Raw genomic sequence first — 17,537 nt, forward strand, 5'->3', positions numbered from 1 at the left:
GAGCAGGCCTTACAGGCCGAGAACGCCCGGCAGGCCACCGATATCCCTGATCTCGGTATAGCCGTATTCGGGGGTGGAAGGCTCATGCCCACGCGCCACGAACACCTTGTTGCGGATGCCCAGGTCACGCGCGGTCATGAGGTCATAGCGCAGCGAGGACGAGACATGCAGGATGTCTTCAGGCCCACAGCCGAGCGCGTCGAACATATATTCGAACGGGCGCATATGCGGCTTGTAGGCCTGCGCGTCTTCCGCCGTCAGCACCGTATGGAACGGGACGCCGATATTGGCGACGTTGGAATGGATCTGGCTGTTCATCGCGTTGGACAGGATGACCAGCGGGAATTCCTTGGCAACGCGGCGCAGCGGTTCGGTCACGTCGGGCCAGGGGCCCCAGCTTGGCACCGCGTCATAGAACCTGTTGGCTACGGCAACATCGAAGGGGATGTTCCAGCGCTTGCAGGTCCGCTCCACCGCGCCAAGCACGACATAGCGGTACGGCTTCCATGCGCCGAGCACCTCGTCCAGGCGGTAGGCGGCAAAATCTGCCACGAACTGATCCATCCTGTCCGCCGGGATGACATCGGCGTAGAGCTTGCGGGCCGTCTCACCCATTTCAAAATGGATCAGCGTGCCATAGCAGTCGAATGTGATGAATTTAGGCTTAAAAAGAGACATGGCTGGTTAACACCTCACTCCGTATTGTCTGTCAGTAAATCATAGAACCGCCGTGGGGGAACGCCCGTTTAAGCCCCATTCGCAGCATAATATGTCGAATTGAAAACCACTGGGAGCACACTGTGCTTCACGCTCCCCACAGCGGCATAACCCGCCGTTTCTTCATATTATCCAGCAAGATGGCGCGGACCCATCCCGCCCTTCACCCCTGCCCCGCTGCATGATATGGGGCGCGGACACACCATAACGCATGCAGGAGGTGGCATATTGTGCCACTCCCTGCATTCCCCCCGGCACGACATGCAGGGGGCACGCAGCCCTGCCTTACAGCTTGTAGTTGACCTGCAGGTAGTAGAACCCGCCATTATAGCCGATCTGTTCGGCATTCACGTCGTAGCCATAAGCGCCTTCGTAGCGGAACTGCTCGGGCAGCTTGCGCTGCTTGGCGTTGCCGACGTTATTCGCACCCAGCGCCACCCGCCACTGTGGCGTGACCTGGTAGCCGAAAACAAGGTTGGTCTCATAACGCGGCGTGTTGACGAAGCGCATGAAGTTCGTGTTCGAATAGGCATTGGCCCCGGTGTAGTATTCAAGCTCCGAGGTCGTACGGCCGTAACGGATTTCATGCACCGCGAAATCCATCTTGCCGTAATGCCACACACCGCCAAAGATCACCTTATTGCGGGGTGTGTAACTGGTGAGATAGGCCTGCTGCTGCACGTTGAGCAGCGCATTGCCGTTCCCGTCCTCGCTAACATGGCGGACATTGGTCTGGTTGAAGTTGGCTGACACATCCCAGTTGATGCGGCCAAAGCGGCCCAGGCGGGTCAGATAGCTGGCCGTGATGTCCAGGCCGCGTGTGCGCGTGCTGGCCGCATTGGCGTAGTACGACGCCGTGACCGCCTTGGGGGAAATATCCGGCGCGATCTGGAAGCCATTCAGGTTCAGCGCCTCGATCGCGGTGGCGCCGTTATACACGCCCGCCGCCATGATGCGGTCACGCAGGTCGATCTGGTAGGCATCGACCGTCACATGCAGGTCCCTGAGCGGGTTGAGCACGATACCCGCGCTGAAATTGGTCGAACGCTCGGGCTTGAGCGCCTTGGCCCCCAGCATGCGCGCACCGGCCGAATTGACGGGAATATAGCCGCTGGCGGTGGTTGCCGCGACCGACATGTTCGACCAGTGCTCTTCCGCCAGGGTCGGCGCACGGAAGCCGCTCGAGATCGTGCCACGCAGGCCGAAATACCTGTTCACGTCATAGCGTGACGACACCTTGCCGGTTTCGGTATCGCCCGCATCGGTATAATGCTCGAAGCGCCCGGCAAGATCGATCTGCCAGCCCTTCAGCAGCTCGGCGGAGACATCGACATAACCCGCCGTCACGTCACGGTTGCTGTTGCCAGCGTTCTGCGGGCTCAGGCCATGGAAGCTGTCCGCGCCCAGCCCGTAATAGGAGGCATAGTCACCCGCGCCGATATGGTAGCTGTCATAGCGATACTGTGCCCCAAGGGCGAAATTGAGCGGTCCGGCCAGCACCGGCACATCGAAGGCCCGGCGCACGCCCGCATCCGTCGTCCACTGCGTATTGCTGAATGACATGAGCGAAAAGCGCGTGGGCGTCTGCCCCGTGGCGGCCAGGATGGTCTTGTTGACGCTGTTGAACAGGCCCATCTGCTCGGAATCACCACCATAGGTGGTACTGACATCCCAGTCCCACTTGTATTTCTGGCCCTTGAAGCCAACGGTCACGCCGAAATCGTTTTCGTCAATGCTTTCCTGTGGGCTGTAACCATAGGGATACATCGCCACAGCGGTGCTGGGCGTGCGGTAATCCTCATAGCTTTCGCCATTGCGATGGCCGAAGGTTGCGAAGGAGTAGAGCTTCACATCCCTGTTGATCTCGAACTCCATGTTATACGAAATCGTCTCGCGTTGCTGGCGCGGGTTGCCGATATCCATGAAGTCGTTGCGGCCCGTGCGGCTGTCGGGTGTCGCGCGGAAGGTATGGTCCTGATATTTGTATTCCGCGCTGACATCAAAAAAACCACGCCCGTAAAGCGAGGTGCCCCAGTTGAAGGATTCCCCCGAGGTAAAGCCGTCGCCGGCCTCATAGCCGCCATTGATGGCCTGCGCCTCGAACCCGCCCGTACCGTGCTTGAGAATGACGTTGACCACACCCGCAATGGCGTCCGAGCCATACTGCGCTGCCGCGCCATCTTGCAGGATTTCAATATGATCAACGGCAGAGACCGGGATCATGTCGATATCAACCGGCGTGGTGCCCTGCTGCGGCCCGGCATTGTTGGACAGCACGGCTGTATTGTGGCGCCGCTTGCCGTTGACGAGGATCAGCGTCTGGTCAGGCGTCAGGCCGCGCAGGCTGATCGCGTCGGTCATGTTGGCGCTGCCATTCACGCGCGCCGAGCGCGCAACCGAGGGCGCAAGTTGCATGAGCGCGTCACGCACGTCGGCCTGCCCGGTCTGGGCCAGTTGGGCCGCGGTCACCACCTGGATGGGGCTGACACTCTTGCGCGCTGTCTGGTGTGGATCGCGCGTGCCGGTGACGATGATCTGCTCCTTCTCACCACCGTCATCCGCCTGCGCGGCCGGGACGGATGAAGCCTTTGTCAGTATCCTGCGTGCCTGTACGGCAGACTGTGCGTAGGCCGCAGCCGGTCCATCCAGCATACAGGCCGCCACGAGGCCCGTTGTCGCCGTCAGGATAAATACTTTTCTATTCATCCACCCGTCCTTGTTTTCTGGCATCGGCATGGTGACTTCACGTTTCAGGAAACGGGTCTTTCCAGATATTTGCAGTCACATGCACCGAATATAAACATTGTTAAAAAGAAACATATATGACCGGAATAGCCCCATCGCGTTTCATCGGCGCGGCATGTGACCTGCCAGGCGTTTCGTTACTTTCATGAATCAATTTGTTCATGAATCACGAAAAAGATCATTTCGTTTTCGATTTATAATCGGCAGAATATACCATTCTGCCGTCATTTTCAGGCGGGTCTAAAAAACTGTGTTTTTATTCAGCAACTTACGGAACAATACTGCGGAATACCCATTTCCTGAAAAAAATAGCCCCGAAATCCATTCATCGAGGCATGGCCTGTCCGTTATTACATCATGTCTTCAGCCGATGGGCCTAAAAAATACCTAGTGTTCATTCCCTGATAAACACAGACAGGCTTCCAGATGCGGCCTTTTCGCGAAAAGGCTGCATCCCCGGACATCTTCGAAAAAAAACGTCATCAGAAACATCCCCATTATTACGGGATATTCCCAGGGCCGACTTTCCAGCCAGCCCTTTATTATTGATATTACCTGATTTTATGCAGGGCCGTCGCAATGGCCGCGCCGAATTCGGTCGTGCTGGCCGTTCCGCCGATATCTGGCGTGCGGGGCGCCGCAGGGTCTGCCAGGACCGCCTCGATCGCGCGCAGCACCAGGCGGCCCGCCTCGGCCTCACCCAGATGATCGAGCATCATCGCGGCTGCCCAGATCTGGCCCACGGGGTTGGCGATATTGCGCCCGGCAATATCGGGTGCGGAGCCATGCACCGGCTCGAACATGGAAGGATAACGCCGCTCGGGGTTAATGTTGGCCGAGGGCGCGACCGCGATCGTACCGGTCACACCTGGGCCGAGGTCGGACAGGATATCGCCAAACAGGTTGCTGCCTACCACCACGTCGAAATATTCGGGCGAGAGGACAAAACGCGCGGCCAGGATATCGATATGGTGGCTGTCGGTCCGCGTGTCGGGATACTGGGCTGCCATCTTCCCGAAGCGTTCATCCCAAAACGGCATGGAATGGAACAGGCCATTGGACTTGGTGGCCGATGACACATGCGGCCGCCCCAGTTTCTGCGCAAGTTCAAAGGCATAGCGGATGATGCGGTCCGTGCCGTGGCGAGTGAAGACGGCGGTCTGCACCACGCCTTCGGCATCCGTGCCCTCGGCAAAGCGGCCGCCGATGCGCGAATATTCGCCTTCGGTGTTTTCGCGCACGATCCAGAAATCGATGTCACCGGGCTTGCGATCGGCCAGCGGGCAGCGGATGCCGGGCAGCAGGCGCACGGGGCGCAGGTTGACGTACTGGTCGAAATCCCGGCGGATGGGAATGAGCATGCCCCACAGCGAGATATGATCCGGCACCGTGGGATAGCCCACGGCCCCCAGCAGGATCGCGTCATGCTGCGACAGGCGATCCATGCCATCGGCGGGCATCATGCTGCCGGTGGCCAGATAGGTCTCGCAGCTCCAGTCATATTCCGAATAGCTGAAGCCGATGTTGCAGATCTTACCCACGGCGTCCAGCACCGCAAGCGCGGGAGGCATGACCTCCCTGCCGATGCCATCACCGGGCAGGACCGCAATCTTGTGTGTTTTCATGATACTCCGTCCTTATGCGCCTGTTGCGCGAGGGAATAGCGGGCCAGGCGTTCCCAGTAATCCACGCCCCGACCGATCACGCTGTCATTGAAATCATAATCGGGCGCATGCAATGCCGCCGAAGCGCCATTGCCGATCCAGGCATACGTGCCCGGACGCTGCTCGAGCATGAAACCGAAATCCTCCGATGCCAGGCTGGGCGCCACATCGGTATTGGCGGGAGGGTAATCCGCCCCGTCCATCTCATGCATGACATGACGCACCATGCGGGTTGGTCCGGGCGCATTGACCGTGACCGGATAGGGACTGTGGAATTCCACCTCCGCCCGTACCCCGCAGGCCTTTGCCGTATTATCGGCCATCTCGGCCAGGTCATCACGCAGGCGGTCGAGCGTGACCCGATCCAGCGCCCGGATCGTGCCTGCCAGTTCCGCATGCTCGGGCAGGATGTTGTCCGTACTGCCGGCATGGAACGTGCAGACGGACACCACCGCTGGCACCAGCGGGTCGGTCCGGCGTGCGACAAGCTGCTGGATGGCCTGCACCAGCGCCGCCCCCGCCACAACGGGGTCGGCGGCCAGATGCGGCTGTGCCGCATGCGCGCCGCGCCCGATCAGGCGGATGCGGAACCGCCAGCCCCCGGCCATGATCGGCCCGCTGCGCACCGCAAGCTGGCCCGCGGCAAGACCGGGCCAGTTATGCAGGCCAAAGCAGACCTCGGCGGGGAAACGCTCGAGCAGCCCTTCCTCGATCATCACACGGGCACCGGCGCCGCCTTCCTCACCAGGCTGGAACACGAAATGGATGGTGCCACATTCCGGCGGTCGGGCCGCCAGCCGCGCCGCAGCACCCAGCAGCATGACCGTATGCCCGTCATGCCCGCAGGCATGCATCCGTCCCTCATGGCGGGAGGCATGGGCACAGGTACCGCGTTCTTGCACCGGCAGGGCGTCCATGTCGGCACGCAGGATGATGGACGGGCCGGAACGCGCGCCATGCAGGGTAGCGACCACGCCGGTCCGGGCCAAGCCAGGCACCGGCGCGTAGCCAATCTCGGCCAGGTATTCACACACCAGGTCTGCGGTGCGGACTTCCTCAAAACGCAGTTCGGGATGGGCATGCAGGTCGTGGCGCAGGGCCGTCAGCCCCGCAACGCTCGCGGCGCGGATCATGCTTCCTACCCCTCGAACGCCATAAGCACGCTCTTGTGCCGCAGGTTGGCCTGCACCGCCTCGCGGCCCAGATCCTTGCCAATACCGGAACCGCCAAAACCACCGGTCGGGATGACGAAATCCGCCGAACGTCCGTACCGGTTGACCCACACCGTGCCCGCCCTGAGCTGCCGCACCGCCCGCATGGCGCGCCCGAGGTCAGCGGTATGCACACCCGCGGCCAGCCCGTATTCGGGGTGCGCGGCCAGGGCCAGCGCCTCGTCTTCCTCCGCAAAAGTCTGCACTGTCAGGACAGGGCCGAATATTTCCTCTCGCACCGCCACATTCTGCGCCGTCACGTTGGTCAGCACCGTGGGCGAGAGGAACGCGCCGCCACTATCAGGCAGCAGGCGGCGCATCGGCTCGACCTGTTCGCCCCCCGCCGCACAGGCGCGGCTGACAATGCCTTCCACCCGTTCGGCCTGACCGGGCGAGATGATCGGCGCGTAGGCCGTCTTTTCATCCCATGTGGGACCGGGCCTGACCTGACCTGCCAGCGCCACGATCTTTTCCACCAGCGGCCCGGCCACCTTTTCATGCACGATCAGGCGCGATCCGGTCACGCACACCTGCCCCGCATTACCGCTGAAGGCACGGAATATCCGGGCCGCGACCGTGTCAACACAGCGGATGTCCTGGTACACCACCTGCGGGCTCTTGCCGCCCAGCTCCAGCGTCACCGGCTTGGGGCCGCTTTCGGCCGCCGCCTTCATCACCGCAATGCCAGTGCGGGTGGAGCCGGTAAAGGTCAGCTTGCCACACAGCGGGTGGCGTGACAGCGCATCCCCCACTACCGCGCCGTGACCCTGCACCACGTTGAACAGTCCTGCCGGCAGGCCCGCCTGCTCGCCCAGTTGCGCCAGCAGCACGATGGAGAACGGCGTCATCTCCGATGGCTTGATGACCACGCCATTACCCGCGACGAGCGCCGGGGCCACTTTCCAGCTACCCATGACCAGCGGAAAATTCCACGGCGCGATCGCGCCGATCACGCCATAAGGCTCGGCAATGGTCATGCCCAGCAGGTCGGACTGCGTGGCTGCGACATCGCCCCCCAGCTTGTCGGCATATTCCGCGAAGAAACGCAGCCCCTCGGCCGTGAACGGCACATCCCAGCCGGTGGTTTCGGCAATGGGGCGGGTGGAACAGAAGGATTCAAGGCGCGCCAGCCGCTCCAGGTTTTCCTCCACCAGTTCCGCCCAGCGCCGCATGACCCGCGCGCGCTCACGCGGGGGACAGGTGGCCCAGCCACTCGTGGCCTGCACATGGGCCGCCCGGCGCACCGCCTGATCCACAATATCGGCATCACCCGCGGGCACGTAGCCGACAACCCCGCCAGTGGAAGGCGCATGGACCGCGATCCGCTCCCCTCCTGTCAGAAGCTGGCCACCGATGAAATGGCCCTGGGGGATATCGGCAAGGGCAGGATCAAAAGACAGTGAGGCGGGCATGACACGTTTCCTGAACCAGATGCGTTGGTCCGTGCCACCGGGCAGCGGGGCAGGCCCGCAGGCGGGTATGCGGCCAGGAACGGACGGCGGGCCGCGGCACGGAAACTCCTGCAGCGATCTTACATCAGTGGCGGGACATTATATTCCATACTCACGGCACAAACGGCACTTCGTGCTTTCCTGTCCCGTTTTTTTTTGAACAAATGCCATCGCGGCTGCACGATCATTACGGGTATGTAAGTTCATGTTCTCATCCCTTCCCGGGCGCATGATACCACCCTGCCTGGACGCCCCGCGCCATCAGACCCCGCGGAACCAACCGCACAGAGAGGACCAATGCCGGCTTTATTCCGACGTGTGGCCGAGAAGGACCGCAAGGCCATCCACCTGTTCGTGGACGGGCATGAAATCGAGGCCCGTGAAGGCGATACCCTGCTTGTCGCCCTGCTGACCCGGACCGACCGCCTGCGGCACAATGAATTCGACGCCAGCCCGCGTGCCGGATTCTGCCTGATGGGGGCGTGTCAGGACTGCTGGGTCTGGACCGAAGCGGGCGAGCAGCTACGCGCCTGCTCCACCACCGCGCAGCCGGGCATGCGCATCACGACAACGGAGGTCCCATGGTTGATGAACCGGTAATCGTCATCGGGGCGGGGCCTGCGGGCACGCGGGCTGCGCAGCGGCTGGTGCAGGCGGGGCTACGACCCGTCGTCATTGATGAAAACGACCGGCAGGGCGGCCAGATCTATCGCCGCCAGCCCGCGAATTTCCATCGCCCGCCCGAAAAGCTGTATGGCACCGAGGCCGCCAAGGCCACCGCGCTACACAGCGATTTCGAGATGCTGCGCCCGCATATCGACTATCGTCCCGGCACCACCGTGTGGGGCGTGAGCGAGGCCGGGCTGATGACCGTGCACGCCAGTACGGTGGACGTGGTGCCCTTCAGCCGCGTGATCATCGCATCGGGCGCCACCGACCGCATCATGCCGGTGCCGGGCTGGACCACACCAGGCACCTACAGCCTTGGCGCAGCCCAGATCGCGCTCAAGGCGCAGGCCTGCGCCATCGGGGGCAGGCCGGTCTTCATGGGCACCGGCCCGCTGCTGTACCTCGTGGCATGGCAGTACCTGCAGGCTGGTGTCGCCCCCGCCGCCGTGCTGGACACCAGCAGCCTGGCCACCCGCCTGCGCGGCCTGCGCGGCATGGCCAGCCGCGCGCGCGTGGTGGCCAATGGCGTGCGCTACATGGCCGATCTGGTGCGGGCAGGCGTGAAGCTGCACGCCGGTATCATGCCCCGCGGCATAGAGAGCAGTGATGGCGGGGTCTCTGCTGTGACATGGCGCGACGCAAAGGGCGTGCTGCGCCATGTTTCGTGCGATGCGGTGGGCATGGGTTACGGCCTGCGTTCGGAAACGCAACTGGCCGACCTGCTGAAATGCGAATTCATCTTCGATCCCTGCTTCCAGCAGTGGCGGCCCCATGTTGACCGCGACGGCCGCACCACCCGGCCCGATATCTACCTAGCGGGCGATGGCGTGCTGCTGCGCGGGGCCGACGCGGCGGAAGCCGCAGGCCAGCTTGCCGCCTGCGCCGTGCTGCGCGACACCGGTTACGCCGTCGACGCGCAGGAAATCCTCCCCCTGCACGGGACACTGGCCACAATGAACCGCTTTGGCCGTGGGCTGGCGCAGGCCTTTCCATGGCCCGCGCACCTAGCCGCAGGCCTGCCCGACGAGACGGTGGTCTGCCGCTGCGAGAACATCACGGCGGGCGAGATCCGCCGTGCGGCGGGCGAACTGGACGCACCGGAAATGAACCGCGCCAAGGCCCTGACCCGGCCCGGCATGGGGCGCTGCCAGGGGCGCATGTGCGGGCTGGCCGCGGCCGAGGTTCTGGCTGCCGCGCGCGATGTGCCGGTGCGCGAGGTCGGACGCCTGCGCACGGCGGCACCGATCAAGCCCCTCCCCCTCAACTGCACGGTAAAATCATGACCGCATATCCGACACAGCGCATGCAGGCCGATGTCATCATTGTCGGCGGTGGCTTCATGGGGGCAGCGACGGCCTTTTTCTTGCGCCAGCGCGGGCTGTCGGTCATCCTGCTTGAACGTGACCTGGTGGGGCAGGCGGCCAGTGGCGTCAACTTTGGCAATGTGCGCCGCCAGAGCCGCTTTCTGGGCCAGTTGCCGCTGGCCAACCGTTCGCGTGACATCTGGGTGCGCCTGCCTGAACTGATCGGCGAGGACGTGGAGTTCGTCATGAGCGGCCACATCCTTCTCACCACCCACGAAAAGGATGGCGCGCGGCTGGAAAAATATGCCGTGGACTGCAAGCCCTACGGGCTGGACCTGACCATCATGACCGGGGATCAGGCGCGCGCGCGCTTTCCCATGGTCGGGCCGGATATCCGCACGGTGTCGTATTCCCCGCTCGATGGGCATGCCAATCCCCGCCTTGCCGCCCCCGCCTTTGGCCGGGCGGCCCGGCGCGCGGGCGCACGCGTGATCGAGAACACCACGGTCTCGGCCATTACCAAATCGGCCGAGGATTTCATTGTCGAGACCACGACGGGCCAGTCCTATCAGGCGCCGCTACTGCAGATTTCCAGCGGGGCGTGGGGCCGGGCCATGGCCGCAAGCTTTGACGAGGACATCCCCTTCAGCACCAACGGACCGCAGATGGGGGTAACCGAACCGATGCCCTACCGCATCGAACCGGTCATCGGTTCCTCCTCAAGCGTGCCGGAGGAAGGGGTTTACCTGCGGCAGGTCAAGCGCGGCAATATCGTGTTTGGCGGCGGGCTGCGCACGGTCGCGAACCTCGAGACCCGGCGCGCGCCGATCGATCCGTTCAACACCCTGCGCCAGATGCCCCACCTTGCAACCCTGGTGCCCGAGATGGCTCGCCTGCGTGTCATCCGCACATGGTCGGGAGTGGAAGGCTATGTGGGTGACCACCTGCCCATCATGGGGCCCAGCGGCAAGGTGCCGGGGCTGTTCTATGCCTTTGGCTTCTGCGGGCACGGCTTCCAGCTCGGACCGGGCGTGGGGGCGACCATGGCGGAGCTGATCGCTACCGGCAGTACCGATATCCCGCTGGAAGCGTTTGATATAAGACGATTCGGATAATCTTTACCCCGGGCGCGCGACCGCCTGCGCGCCCTTGCTGTAACCGTGTGACAGGCATACTATCGGGCACAGATGCAACAGGCAGGATCGGAACGATGCATGGTGTCCGCGACCAATTCATTGCCAATAAGCAACATATAACGGTTTTCATACGGACAAAGGTAAGCTGCAAACATGGTGCCCCAGCCTAAACTGGACCGGATTGACCTGCGTATCCTTGCCCAGTTGCAGCGCAACGGGCGGCTGACCAACGTGGAACTGGCGCGGCGGGTCGGGCTTTCGGCCAGTCCGTGCCTGCTCCGGGTCAAGCGCCTGGAAAAGGCGGACTACATCGTAAGCTATGGCGCGCATATCAACCTGCAGAAGATTAGCAGCCTGCTGACCGTGTTTACCGAAGTGACGCTGTCCGATCACCGGCGGGATGATTTCTCGCGCTTCGAGAACTATGTGCAGAAGATTTCCTCGGTCGTGGAATGCCATCTGGTCAGTGGCGGGTATGATTACCTGCTCAAATTCATGACCCGTAGCGTGGATCATTACCAGGAAATCGTGGAGACGATGCTTGATCGCAATATCGGTATCGAGAAATATTTCAGCTATATTGTCATCAAGTCCCCCATCATAAAATCCGCCGTGACCATCGAAAGCCTGCTGGACGACAGCAAGCCCTGAGGGGCGGCGTCCAAGCCACATTGCAAAAGGATGACCCGTGGCCGCACGGCAGAATGGCATAATCTGCTGTCGGGACGGGATTTAGCGCACCATCTTCCGTCGGATTCCGGCACAATCAGCAAATCTGTTATAACTCCCTCAACTTCTGACCGAGCCCGAACATGACCCCAGAAAAACTGATTTCCATCGACAGGGACCACCTGATCCATCCGGTCTCATCCTGGCGCGATCAGGAGCAGTTCGGCCCCCGTATCCTGCATTCCGGCCATGGCACATGGCTCAAGGACATCCATGGCAAGGAACTGCTCGACGGGTTCTCGGGGCTGTGGTGCGTCAATGTGGGCTACGGCTGCAAGAGCGTGGTCGAAGCCGCGACCGAGCAGATGGCCCGCCTGCCCTATGCGACCGGCTATTTTGGCTATGCCAGCGAACCCGCCATCACCCTGGCCGGCCGCCTGGCCGGGCACGCGCCGGGCAACCTGAACCGCATCTTCTTCTCGCAGGGCGGGTCGGACGCCGTTGACAGCGCGCTGCGCTTCATCCGCTTCTACCAACATGCCAAAGGCACGCCCGAGCGCCGTCATGTCATCGGGCTGGCACGCGGCTATCATGGTTCCACCTATACCGGCGCGGGGCTGACCGCGCTTGCCGCCTTCCATCGCGATGCCGACGTGCCGCTGTCGTGGCAGCACCATATCCCCAGCCCCTATGCCTACCGCCATGAGGGTGACAACAGCGATGCGGCCGTCATCGCCGCCTCCGTCGCGGCGCTGAGGGCCAAGGTGACCGAACTGGGTGCGGACAGGGTTGCCGCCTTCTTCTGCGAACCCGTGCAGGGTTCGGGCGGCGTGATCGTGCCGCCCAAGGGCTGGCTTGCAGCCATGCGCGAGACCTGCCGTGCGCTGGGCATCCTGTTCGTGGCCGATGAGGTGATCACGGGTTTCGGGCGGACCGGCCCGCTCTTTGCCTGTGAGCGTGAAAACGTGGTGCCCGACATGATGACGGTGGCCAAGGGCCTGACCTCGGGCTACGCGCCGATGGGTGCGGTGTTCCTGTCCGAGGACATCTACACCACCATCCGCGACAAGACGCCCCCGGGTGTCGCTGTGGGTCATGGCATGACCTACAGCGCCCACCCGGTCAGCGCTGCCATCGGCCTGGCCGTGCTGGACCTGTACGAGCAGGGCATACTGGCCAACGGCGTGAAGGCGGGCGCGCATCTGGCCCAACGCCTGAATGCCCTGTCCGACCACGCGCTGGTGGGTGACGTGCGTATCAGCGGCATGCTGGCTGGCATTGAACTGGTCACCGACAAGAAGGCCAAGACCAAGCCCGCGGCCGACCTGAAGGTTGCCAGCAAGCTGGCGCGGATCGGGTATGACAAGGGCGTTCTGTTCCGTGCCTTTGGTGATGACATCATCGGTCTGGCCCCGCCGCTGTGCTGCAGCACCGAGGAAATCGACATCCTGTGCGACCGCCTGACCGACGTGCTTGATACGGTTGCCAGTGACGCCGATGTGCGTGCCGCATTGCGGAAGTAACAGACGTTTCCGAGCACCGCCTTTAAAAAAAACTCCCCAAAACTTCTTTATGGTTTTCAAAATGTTTGCGGGCGGACTTTCAAAGCTGCCCCGAAACCCCACGCCCCCTGCCGGAAGCCACGGGCGGTGTCATCCGGCAGGTGGGTGCGGCCTGTTCTCAGGCTGGACTTGTAACGGTTTTGTGCCGGTCATCTGAGCGTTTTAAGCTCGTATCAGGAGACCGACGGGACCATGAAGCATACGGAAGATTTCAAACGCGAGGCCGTGAGGATTGCGTTGAGCAGCGGGCTGTCACGCACGCGCATTGCGGCCGACCTTGGTATTGGCAAATCCACTCTGGGTAAATGGATAGTGGAGTACCGTCCGACCGGGCCGACATCCGAGCCTCAGGGTGACCTGGCCCGCGAGAATGAACGTCTTCGTCTGGAGAACCGGATTCTGCGGGAGGAGAGGGAAATCCTAAAAAAGCTACCCGGTTCCTTGCGAGCCAGAAGCCATGAGGTTCGCCTTCATCCATGGGCATCGGCATGAGTGGCCAATCGAGAGGCTCTGCCACGTCCTGCAGGTCTCGGCACGTGGTTATCGGGCCTGGACATCCCGACCGGCCTGTCAGCGCCAGCGCACTGGCGTGCCCCCCGGAAATGTAACCATTTAAAAGTAGAGTCCGATCGAGAAGGATACGGACGGATGAAGCGCAGTCGTTTTACGGAAGAGCAGATCATAGGGATACTGAAGGAACAAGAAGCCGGGGTGAAGGTCTCTGATCTTTGCTGCAAACACGGGATCAGTGACGCGACGTTCTACAAATGGAAGATCCGCTATGGCGGTCTTGAAGTTTCCAAGATCAGGCGACTGAAAGCGTTGGAAGATGAAAACAGTCGCCTGAAACGTCTTCTGGCGGATGCGATTCTGGATAATGCGGCGCTGAAGGAAATTGTTGGAAAAAAGTGGTAACGCCTGTCGCGAAACGGCAGGCGGTCGACCATATTCGTGGTGTTCTGGCGCTGAGCGAACGCCGAGCCTGTGCGCTTGTTGGTGTTGGCAGGCGTGTCGCGCGGTATATTTCTACCGGAGCGGACGATGCTGCCCTGCGCCAGCGTCTACGGGAACTGGCGGACCAACGACGCCGCTTTGGCTATCGCCGCCTGGGTTATCTTCTGGCGCGGGAAGAATTCAGCCCCAATCACAAGAAGCTGTTCCGCCTTTACCAAGAGGAAGGTCTGAAAGTCCGTCATCGGCGTGGCCGCAAAAGGGCACTGGGGACACGTTCTCCCATGACCATCCCTCAGGAACCCGGGCAGCGCTGGAGCCTGGATTTTGTTTCGGATGCCCTGATCTGTGGCCGCCGGTTCTGCATTCTGGCTGTTATCGACGATTTCAGTCGCAAGAACCTGGCATTGGTTGCCGACACGTCATTATCAGGTGGACGTGTGGCGCGGGAACTGACGGCTCTGGTGGAACGATATGGCAACCCCCTCATGATTGTCAGCGACAACGGTACGGAGTTCACATCCCATGCCATCCTGAAATGGGCCGATGAGATGAAGGTTGAATGGCACTATATCGCCCCCGGGAAACCGCAACAGAACGGCTTTGTCGAAAGTTTCAACGGCCGGTTGAGGGATGAATGCCTCAACGAGACGCTGTTCACGTCTCTCAGCCATGCCCGACAGGTTCTGGCTGACTGGCGGGAAGACTACAATACGGTGCGCCCCCATTCCCGACTGGGTGGCAGGACACCGGATCAGGTCGCCAGACAAGTGTCTCGGGGGCATGCCCCCGAGACACTTGTCATCCCATCAACCCAAAGCCATAAAAAACGGGAACTCTCCTTTTGAGTGGATACAAAAAAGGGGGCACGTCAATCTGGCCTGACTATAAGAATGGGCCAGAATTCGCCCGTCAATGTTGGCTTGACGAAAATGTCGCTGAGAGGCGTAATGTCTTGAATAAAGGCGTCTGCTACCAGTACCTGTCTGCTAAATTTATCCGGTGGACAGAGCCTCACACACGGTCCTGCATGATCAGATGATAAAGGACCGAAGTTCCATCACGTCGCGTTTGGGTGCTGTCCCGAACCTGCGGACATAGTCCCGACTGAACTGCGACGGGCTTTCGTAACCAACTTCAAACGCCGCGTGCGAGACGTTGACGTCCTCTGATACCATCAGGCGGCGCGCCTCAAGCAGACGCAACTGTTTTTGATACTGGAGCGGTGTCATAGACGTCAGTGTCTTGAAATGCTGATGGAAAGACGAGAGGCTCATGCGTGCAACGGCGGCAAGATGCTCAATCCTTACCGGCTTTGTAAAGTTGGCGCGCAGCAGATGAATAGCCTCTGCAACCCGTTGCATGTGACTGTCGGGCAGGACGAGTTTACAGACCTCGCCCGCATGAGGCCCTGTTAACAGCCAGAAACAGATTTCCCGCATGATCGCAGGCCAGAGGATCGGGAGTGCCGCAGGATTATCGAGCAGGCGTATAAGTCGTCGGATGCAATCCGCCAGATCTTCAGACAGGTCGGCGACGAAGACCCCGATACCCTGATCATTCGAGGGAACGGGCGGCTGAGCGAGTTCCGACATGACCTCACGCAGGATACCTGCGTCCAGATCCAGGGTGATGCCGATATAGGGACATTCAGGGCTTGCTTCCGTCACGCGGCCAAGAGCGGGTATTTCGATGCTGACCAGCAGGAACGCCATCGCCCCATACTCGAAAATGGCATCGCCAAACTCCACCGCCTTCGCGCCCTGAAGGGTGATGCAGAGCGACGGTTTGTAGACCATGCCACTCGGCGGCGTCTTTTCGCTCAGTCTGATGATATTCAGACCGTCGAACGACGTCGTGCAAAGCCCATTCGCGCCACAACCCTGCGCGTCCAGATAGCAGGTTACAGCTCTGGCGAGAGATGAAGACATGCCTTGCTCCGGCCAAAATTCCAACGGCTCCAATCTACACACTGCGCACTGCCGGAGCCAGACCATTACAGGATCGGGCAAGAAATTTGGCAGTTCGGGCATTCGTCCTCCCGACAGGCACAGCTAAATATCGAGCATCTGCCGAGACCAATGGCGAGCGTCATCGGACTATCGACCATCGCTTCCCAAAGAGAATTTGTTGCTTTTACAGGAACCGAATATGAGAAAATGGACGACATCAAACATTCCAGACATACATGGCCGTTCATTCGTGGTGACCGGGACTGGCGGCCTTGGGTTTGAGGATGCGCTGGCGCTCGCACATGCTGGCGCAACGGTCATTCTCGCCGGACGAAATCCAGCCAAGGGCTCGGACGCCGTCGCACGGATAAAAAGAGAATCCCCCAAGGCAGCCATAAGCTTTGAGGCTCTTGATCTGGCTGATCTTGCGTCAATTGCCGCGTTTGGTGAACGTCTGCGTAGCCAACACGACCATCTCGACGTGCTTATCAACAATGCTGGCGTGATGATGCCACCCACCCGCAAAGTGACCTCAGATGGTTTCGAACTGCAGTTTGGAACCAATTATCTTGGACATTTCGCCCTCACCGCGCATCTGCTGCCCCTGCTTCGCAAGGGGGGCCATCCGCGCGTTATAACACTTTCCAGCATTGCAGCGCGTGACGGTCGGATCACGTTTGATGATCTTCAGGCAATACGTAATTATAAGCCCATGCCGGTCTACAGCCAGTCCAAGCTGGCTTGCCTGATGTTTGCGTTGGAACTTCAGCGTCGCAGCGAAGCAGGAAATTGGGGGATCACCAGCATCGCAGCCCATCCCGGCATTTCGCGTACGGATCTGCTTCCGAATGGGGCTGGGGCTTCGAGCATATTGGGCCTTGCGCGGCGGATATTGTGGTTTCTCTTCCAGCCGGCCGCCCAGGGCGCACTCCCGACACTTTTCGCCGCGACGTCATCGGAGGCAAAAGGTGGCTGCTATTATGGCCCCGACAGGCTGAGCGAGACGCGGGGGTATCCCACCGCTGCCAAAATACCCCCCGCCGCACTAGACCGGCAGGATGCTGCCCGCCTGTGGGATATCTCCGAACAGCTTACCCATGTGCAATTCGGGTAAGCAGCATGCACGAGACTTTGCTACTTATGCGCTCGGGCAAATCATTTTTGGCTTGACTGGCGTGTGGTTGACATGGCGCGCGCCAGAACTTCCTGGTGAATGGTCGGCCATTATCCTTAGTTTGGCAGCCGCTGTCGGCTGGCTCGCAATCGGCTTCGTTTTTATGGAGTATTGGCAACCGAGGATAGCTATCGCGGCATTTGGTATCCTGATCATTGCTGCCGCCATGACAGCCCGGTCCAGTCCGTGACGCAGGAGAAAGGGGTGATCCAGGATGCCAGTCGAGAACCCGCATGTTGAGAAGAAGCAATCCCAAGTTGTCTCGACCGGTGCAAACAAAGCGTTGAGATCACAATAGAAGGCTGTTGCTAGATCAGGATTTTTAATGGCAT

Annotated in this window: 15 protein-coding genes; 9 read left to right on the top strand and 6 right to left on the bottom strand. The window is 61.0% G+C overall.

What is annotated here, in order from left to right; all coding sequences use genetic code 11:
* Positions 1-9: 9 nt before the first annotated feature.
* The 5 genes from FMA36_RS16045 to FMA36_RS16065 form a co-directional block, all read right to left on the bottom strand.
* The gene (locus FMA36_RS16045) at positions 10-678 is read right to left on the bottom strand and encodes a haloacid dehalogenase type II (protein WP_159263284.1); all 669 of its coding nucleotides are present in this window, start codon (positions 676-678) and stop codon (positions 10-12) included.
* 324 nt (positions 679-1,002) lie between these two features.
* On the bottom strand, positions 1,003-3,423 hold the full coding sequence (locus tag FMA36_RS16050; protein ID WP_159263286.1) for a TonB-dependent receptor plug domain-containing protein: 2,421 nt from the start codon (positions 3,421-3,423) through the stop codon (positions 1,003-1,005).
* Between the two features lie 590 nt (positions 3,424-4,013).
* On the bottom strand, positions 4,014-5,087 hold the full coding sequence (locus FMA36_RS16055) for a tartrate dehydrogenase (protein ID WP_159263287.1): 1,074 nt from the start codon (positions 5,085-5,087) through the stop codon (positions 4,014-4,016).
* On the bottom strand, positions 5,084-6,259 hold the full coding sequence (locus tag FMA36_RS16060; RefSeq protein ID WP_159263289.1) for an amidohydrolase: 1,176 nt from the start codon (positions 6,257-6,259) through the stop codon (positions 5,084-5,086). The genes FMA36_RS16055 and FMA36_RS16060 overlap by 4 nt, the downstream gene beginning before the upstream one ends.
* A gap of 5 nt (positions 6,260-6,264) precedes the next feature.
* The gene (locus tag FMA36_RS16065; RefSeq protein WP_159263291.1) at positions 6,265-7,749 is read right to left on the bottom strand and encodes an aldehyde dehydrogenase family protein; all 1,485 of its coding nucleotides are present in this window, start codon (positions 7,747-7,749) and stop codon (positions 6,265-6,267) included.
* Between the two features lie 336 nt (positions 7,750-8,085).
* Between FMA36_RS16065 and FMA36_RS16070 the strand changes: the two genes are divergently transcribed.
* The 7 genes from FMA36_RS16070 (at position 8,086) to FMA36_RS16100 (ending at position 14,927) form a co-directional block, all read left to right on the top strand.
* The gene (locus FMA36_RS16070) at positions 8,086-8,388 is read left to right on the top strand and encodes a (2Fe-2S)-binding protein (protein WP_159263292.1); all 303 of its coding nucleotides are present in this window, start codon (positions 8,086-8,088) and stop codon (positions 8,386-8,388) included.
* Positions 8,370-9,740: an FAD/NAD(P)-dependent oxidoreductase gene (locus tag FMA36_RS16075; RefSeq protein WP_159263294.1), complete on the top strand. Its 1,371-nt coding sequence runs from the start codon at positions 8,370-8,372 to the stop codon at positions 9,738-9,740. Before FMA36_RS16070 ends, FMA36_RS16075 begins: the two co-directional genes overlap by 19 nt.
* Positions 9,737-10,876: an NAD(P)/FAD-dependent oxidoreductase gene (locus tag FMA36_RS16080; protein WP_240906420.1), complete on the top strand. Its 1,140-nt coding sequence runs from the start codon at positions 9,737-9,739 to the stop codon at positions 10,874-10,876. The genes FMA36_RS16075 and FMA36_RS16080 overlap by 4 nt, the downstream gene beginning before the upstream one ends.
* A 174-nt stretch (positions 10,877-11,050) precedes the next feature.
* On the top strand, positions 11,051-11,548 hold the full coding sequence (locus FMA36_RS16085) for an Lrp/AsnC family transcriptional regulator (protein WP_159263296.1): 498 nt from the start codon (positions 11,051-11,053) through the stop codon (positions 11,546-11,548).
* Between the two features lie 161 nt (positions 11,549-11,709).
* Positions 11,710-13,089 carry an aminotransferase class III-fold pyridoxal phosphate-dependent enzyme gene (locus tag FMA36_RS16090; RefSeq protein WP_159263298.1) on the top strand — a complete coding sequence of 460 codons (1,380 nt, stop codon included), beginning with the start codon at positions 11,710-11,712 and terminating at the stop codon, positions 13,087-13,089.
* A gap of 231 nt (positions 13,090-13,320) precedes the next feature.
* Positions 13,321-13,620: a transposase gene (locus FMA36_RS16095; RefSeq protein WP_159263300.1), complete on the top strand. Its 300-nt coding sequence runs from the start codon at positions 13,321-13,323 to the stop codon at positions 13,618-13,620.
* Positions 13,621-13,776: 156 nt separating this feature from the next.
* A protein-coding gene (locus FMA36_RS16100) for an IS3 family transposase (protein ID WP_159263302.1) occupies positions 13,777-14,927 on the top strand; the annotation gives its coding sequence in 2 pieces (ribosomal slippage) (positions 13,777-14,035 and positions 14,035-14,927; 1,152 coding nt in all).
* A gap of 186 nt (positions 14,928-15,113) precedes the next feature.
* Here FMA36_RS16100 and FMA36_RS16105 read toward each other — a convergent pair.
* Positions 15,114-16,010, bottom strand: coding sequence for an AraC family transcriptional regulator (locus FMA36_RS16105; RefSeq protein ID WP_159263304.1), 897 nt, complete (start codon positions 16,008-16,010; stop codon positions 15,114-15,116).
* A gap of 220 nt (positions 16,011-16,230) precedes the next feature.
* Between FMA36_RS16105 and FMA36_RS16110 the strand changes: the two genes are divergently transcribed.
* Together FMA36_RS16110 and FMA36_RS16115 are read left to right on the top strand one after the other, a co-directional pair.
* Positions 16,231-17,145: an SDR family oxidoreductase gene (locus FMA36_RS16110; RefSeq protein ID WP_159263306.1), complete on the top strand. Its 915-nt coding sequence runs from the start codon at positions 16,231-16,233 to the stop codon at positions 17,143-17,145.
* The gene (locus tag FMA36_RS16115; RefSeq protein WP_159263308.1) at positions 17,129-17,395 is read left to right on the top strand and encodes a hypothetical protein; all 267 of its coding nucleotides are present in this window, start codon (positions 17,129-17,131) and stop codon (positions 17,393-17,395) included. The genes FMA36_RS16110 and FMA36_RS16115 overlap by 17 nt, the downstream gene beginning before the upstream one ends.
* Positions 17,396-17,537: the final 142 nt, after the last annotated feature.

The organism is Komagataeibacter xylinus (genome assembly GCF_009834365.1).
Taxonomy (GTDB): Bacteria; Pseudomonadota; Alphaproteobacteria; order Acetobacterales; family Acetobacteraceae; genus Komagataeibacter; species Komagataeibacter xylinus_D.

Excerpts from the sequence above, each read along its gene's own strand:
- FMA36_RS16105 (WP_159263304.1), bottom strand. The coding sequence starts at position 16,010 with ATGTCTTCATCTCTCGCCAGAGCTGTAACCTGCTATCTGGACGCGCAG.
- FMA36_RS16095 (WP_159263300.1), top strand. The coding sequence starts at position 13,321 with ATGAAGCATACGGAAGATTTCAAACGCGAGGCCGTGAGGATTGCGTTG.
- FMA36_RS16090 (WP_159263298.1), top strand. The coding sequence starts at position 11,710 with ATGACCCCAGAAAAACTGATTTCCATCGACAGGGACCACCTGATCCAT.
- FMA36_RS16065 (WP_159263291.1), bottom strand. The coding sequence starts at position 7,749 with ATGCCCGCCTCACTGTCTTTTGATCCTGCCCTTGCCGATATCCCCCAG.
- FMA36_RS16115 (WP_159263308.1), top strand. The coding sequence starts at position 17,129 with ATGTGCAATTCGGGTAAGCAGCATGCACGAGACTTTGCTACTTATGCG.
- FMA36_RS16070 (WP_159263292.1), top strand. The coding sequence starts at position 8,086 with ATGCCGGCTTTATTCCGACGTGTGGCCGAGAAGGACCGCAAGGCCATC.
- FMA36_RS16060 (WP_159263289.1), bottom strand. The coding sequence starts at position 6,259 with ATGATCCGCGCCGCGAGCGTTGCGGGGCTGACGGCCCTGCGCCACGAC.
- FMA36_RS16050 (WP_159263286.1), bottom strand. The coding sequence starts at position 3,423 with ATGAATAGAAAAGTATTTATCCTGACGGCGACAACGGGCCTCGTGGCG.
- FMA36_RS16075 (WP_159263294.1), top strand. The coding sequence starts at position 8,370 with ATGGTTGATGAACCGGTAATCGTCATCGGGGCGGGGCCTGCGGGCACG.
- FMA36_RS16055 (WP_159263287.1), bottom strand. The coding sequence starts at position 5,087 with ATGAAAACACACAAGATTGCGGTCCTGCCCGGTGATGGCATCGGCAGG.
- FMA36_RS16045 (WP_159263284.1), bottom strand. The coding sequence starts at position 678 with ATGTCTCTTTTTAAGCCTAAATTCATCACATTCGACTGCTATGGCACG.
- FMA36_RS16085 (WP_159263296.1), top strand. The coding sequence starts at position 11,051 with ATGGTGCCCCAGCCTAAACTGGACCGGATTGACCTGCGTATCCTTGCC.
- FMA36_RS16110 (WP_159263306.1), top strand. The coding sequence starts at position 16,231 with ATGAGAAAATGGACGACATCAAACATTCCAGACATACATGGCCGTTCA.
- FMA36_RS16080 (WP_240906420.1), top strand. The coding sequence starts at position 9,737 with ATGACCGCATATCCGACACAGCGCATGCAGGCCGATGTCATCATTGTC.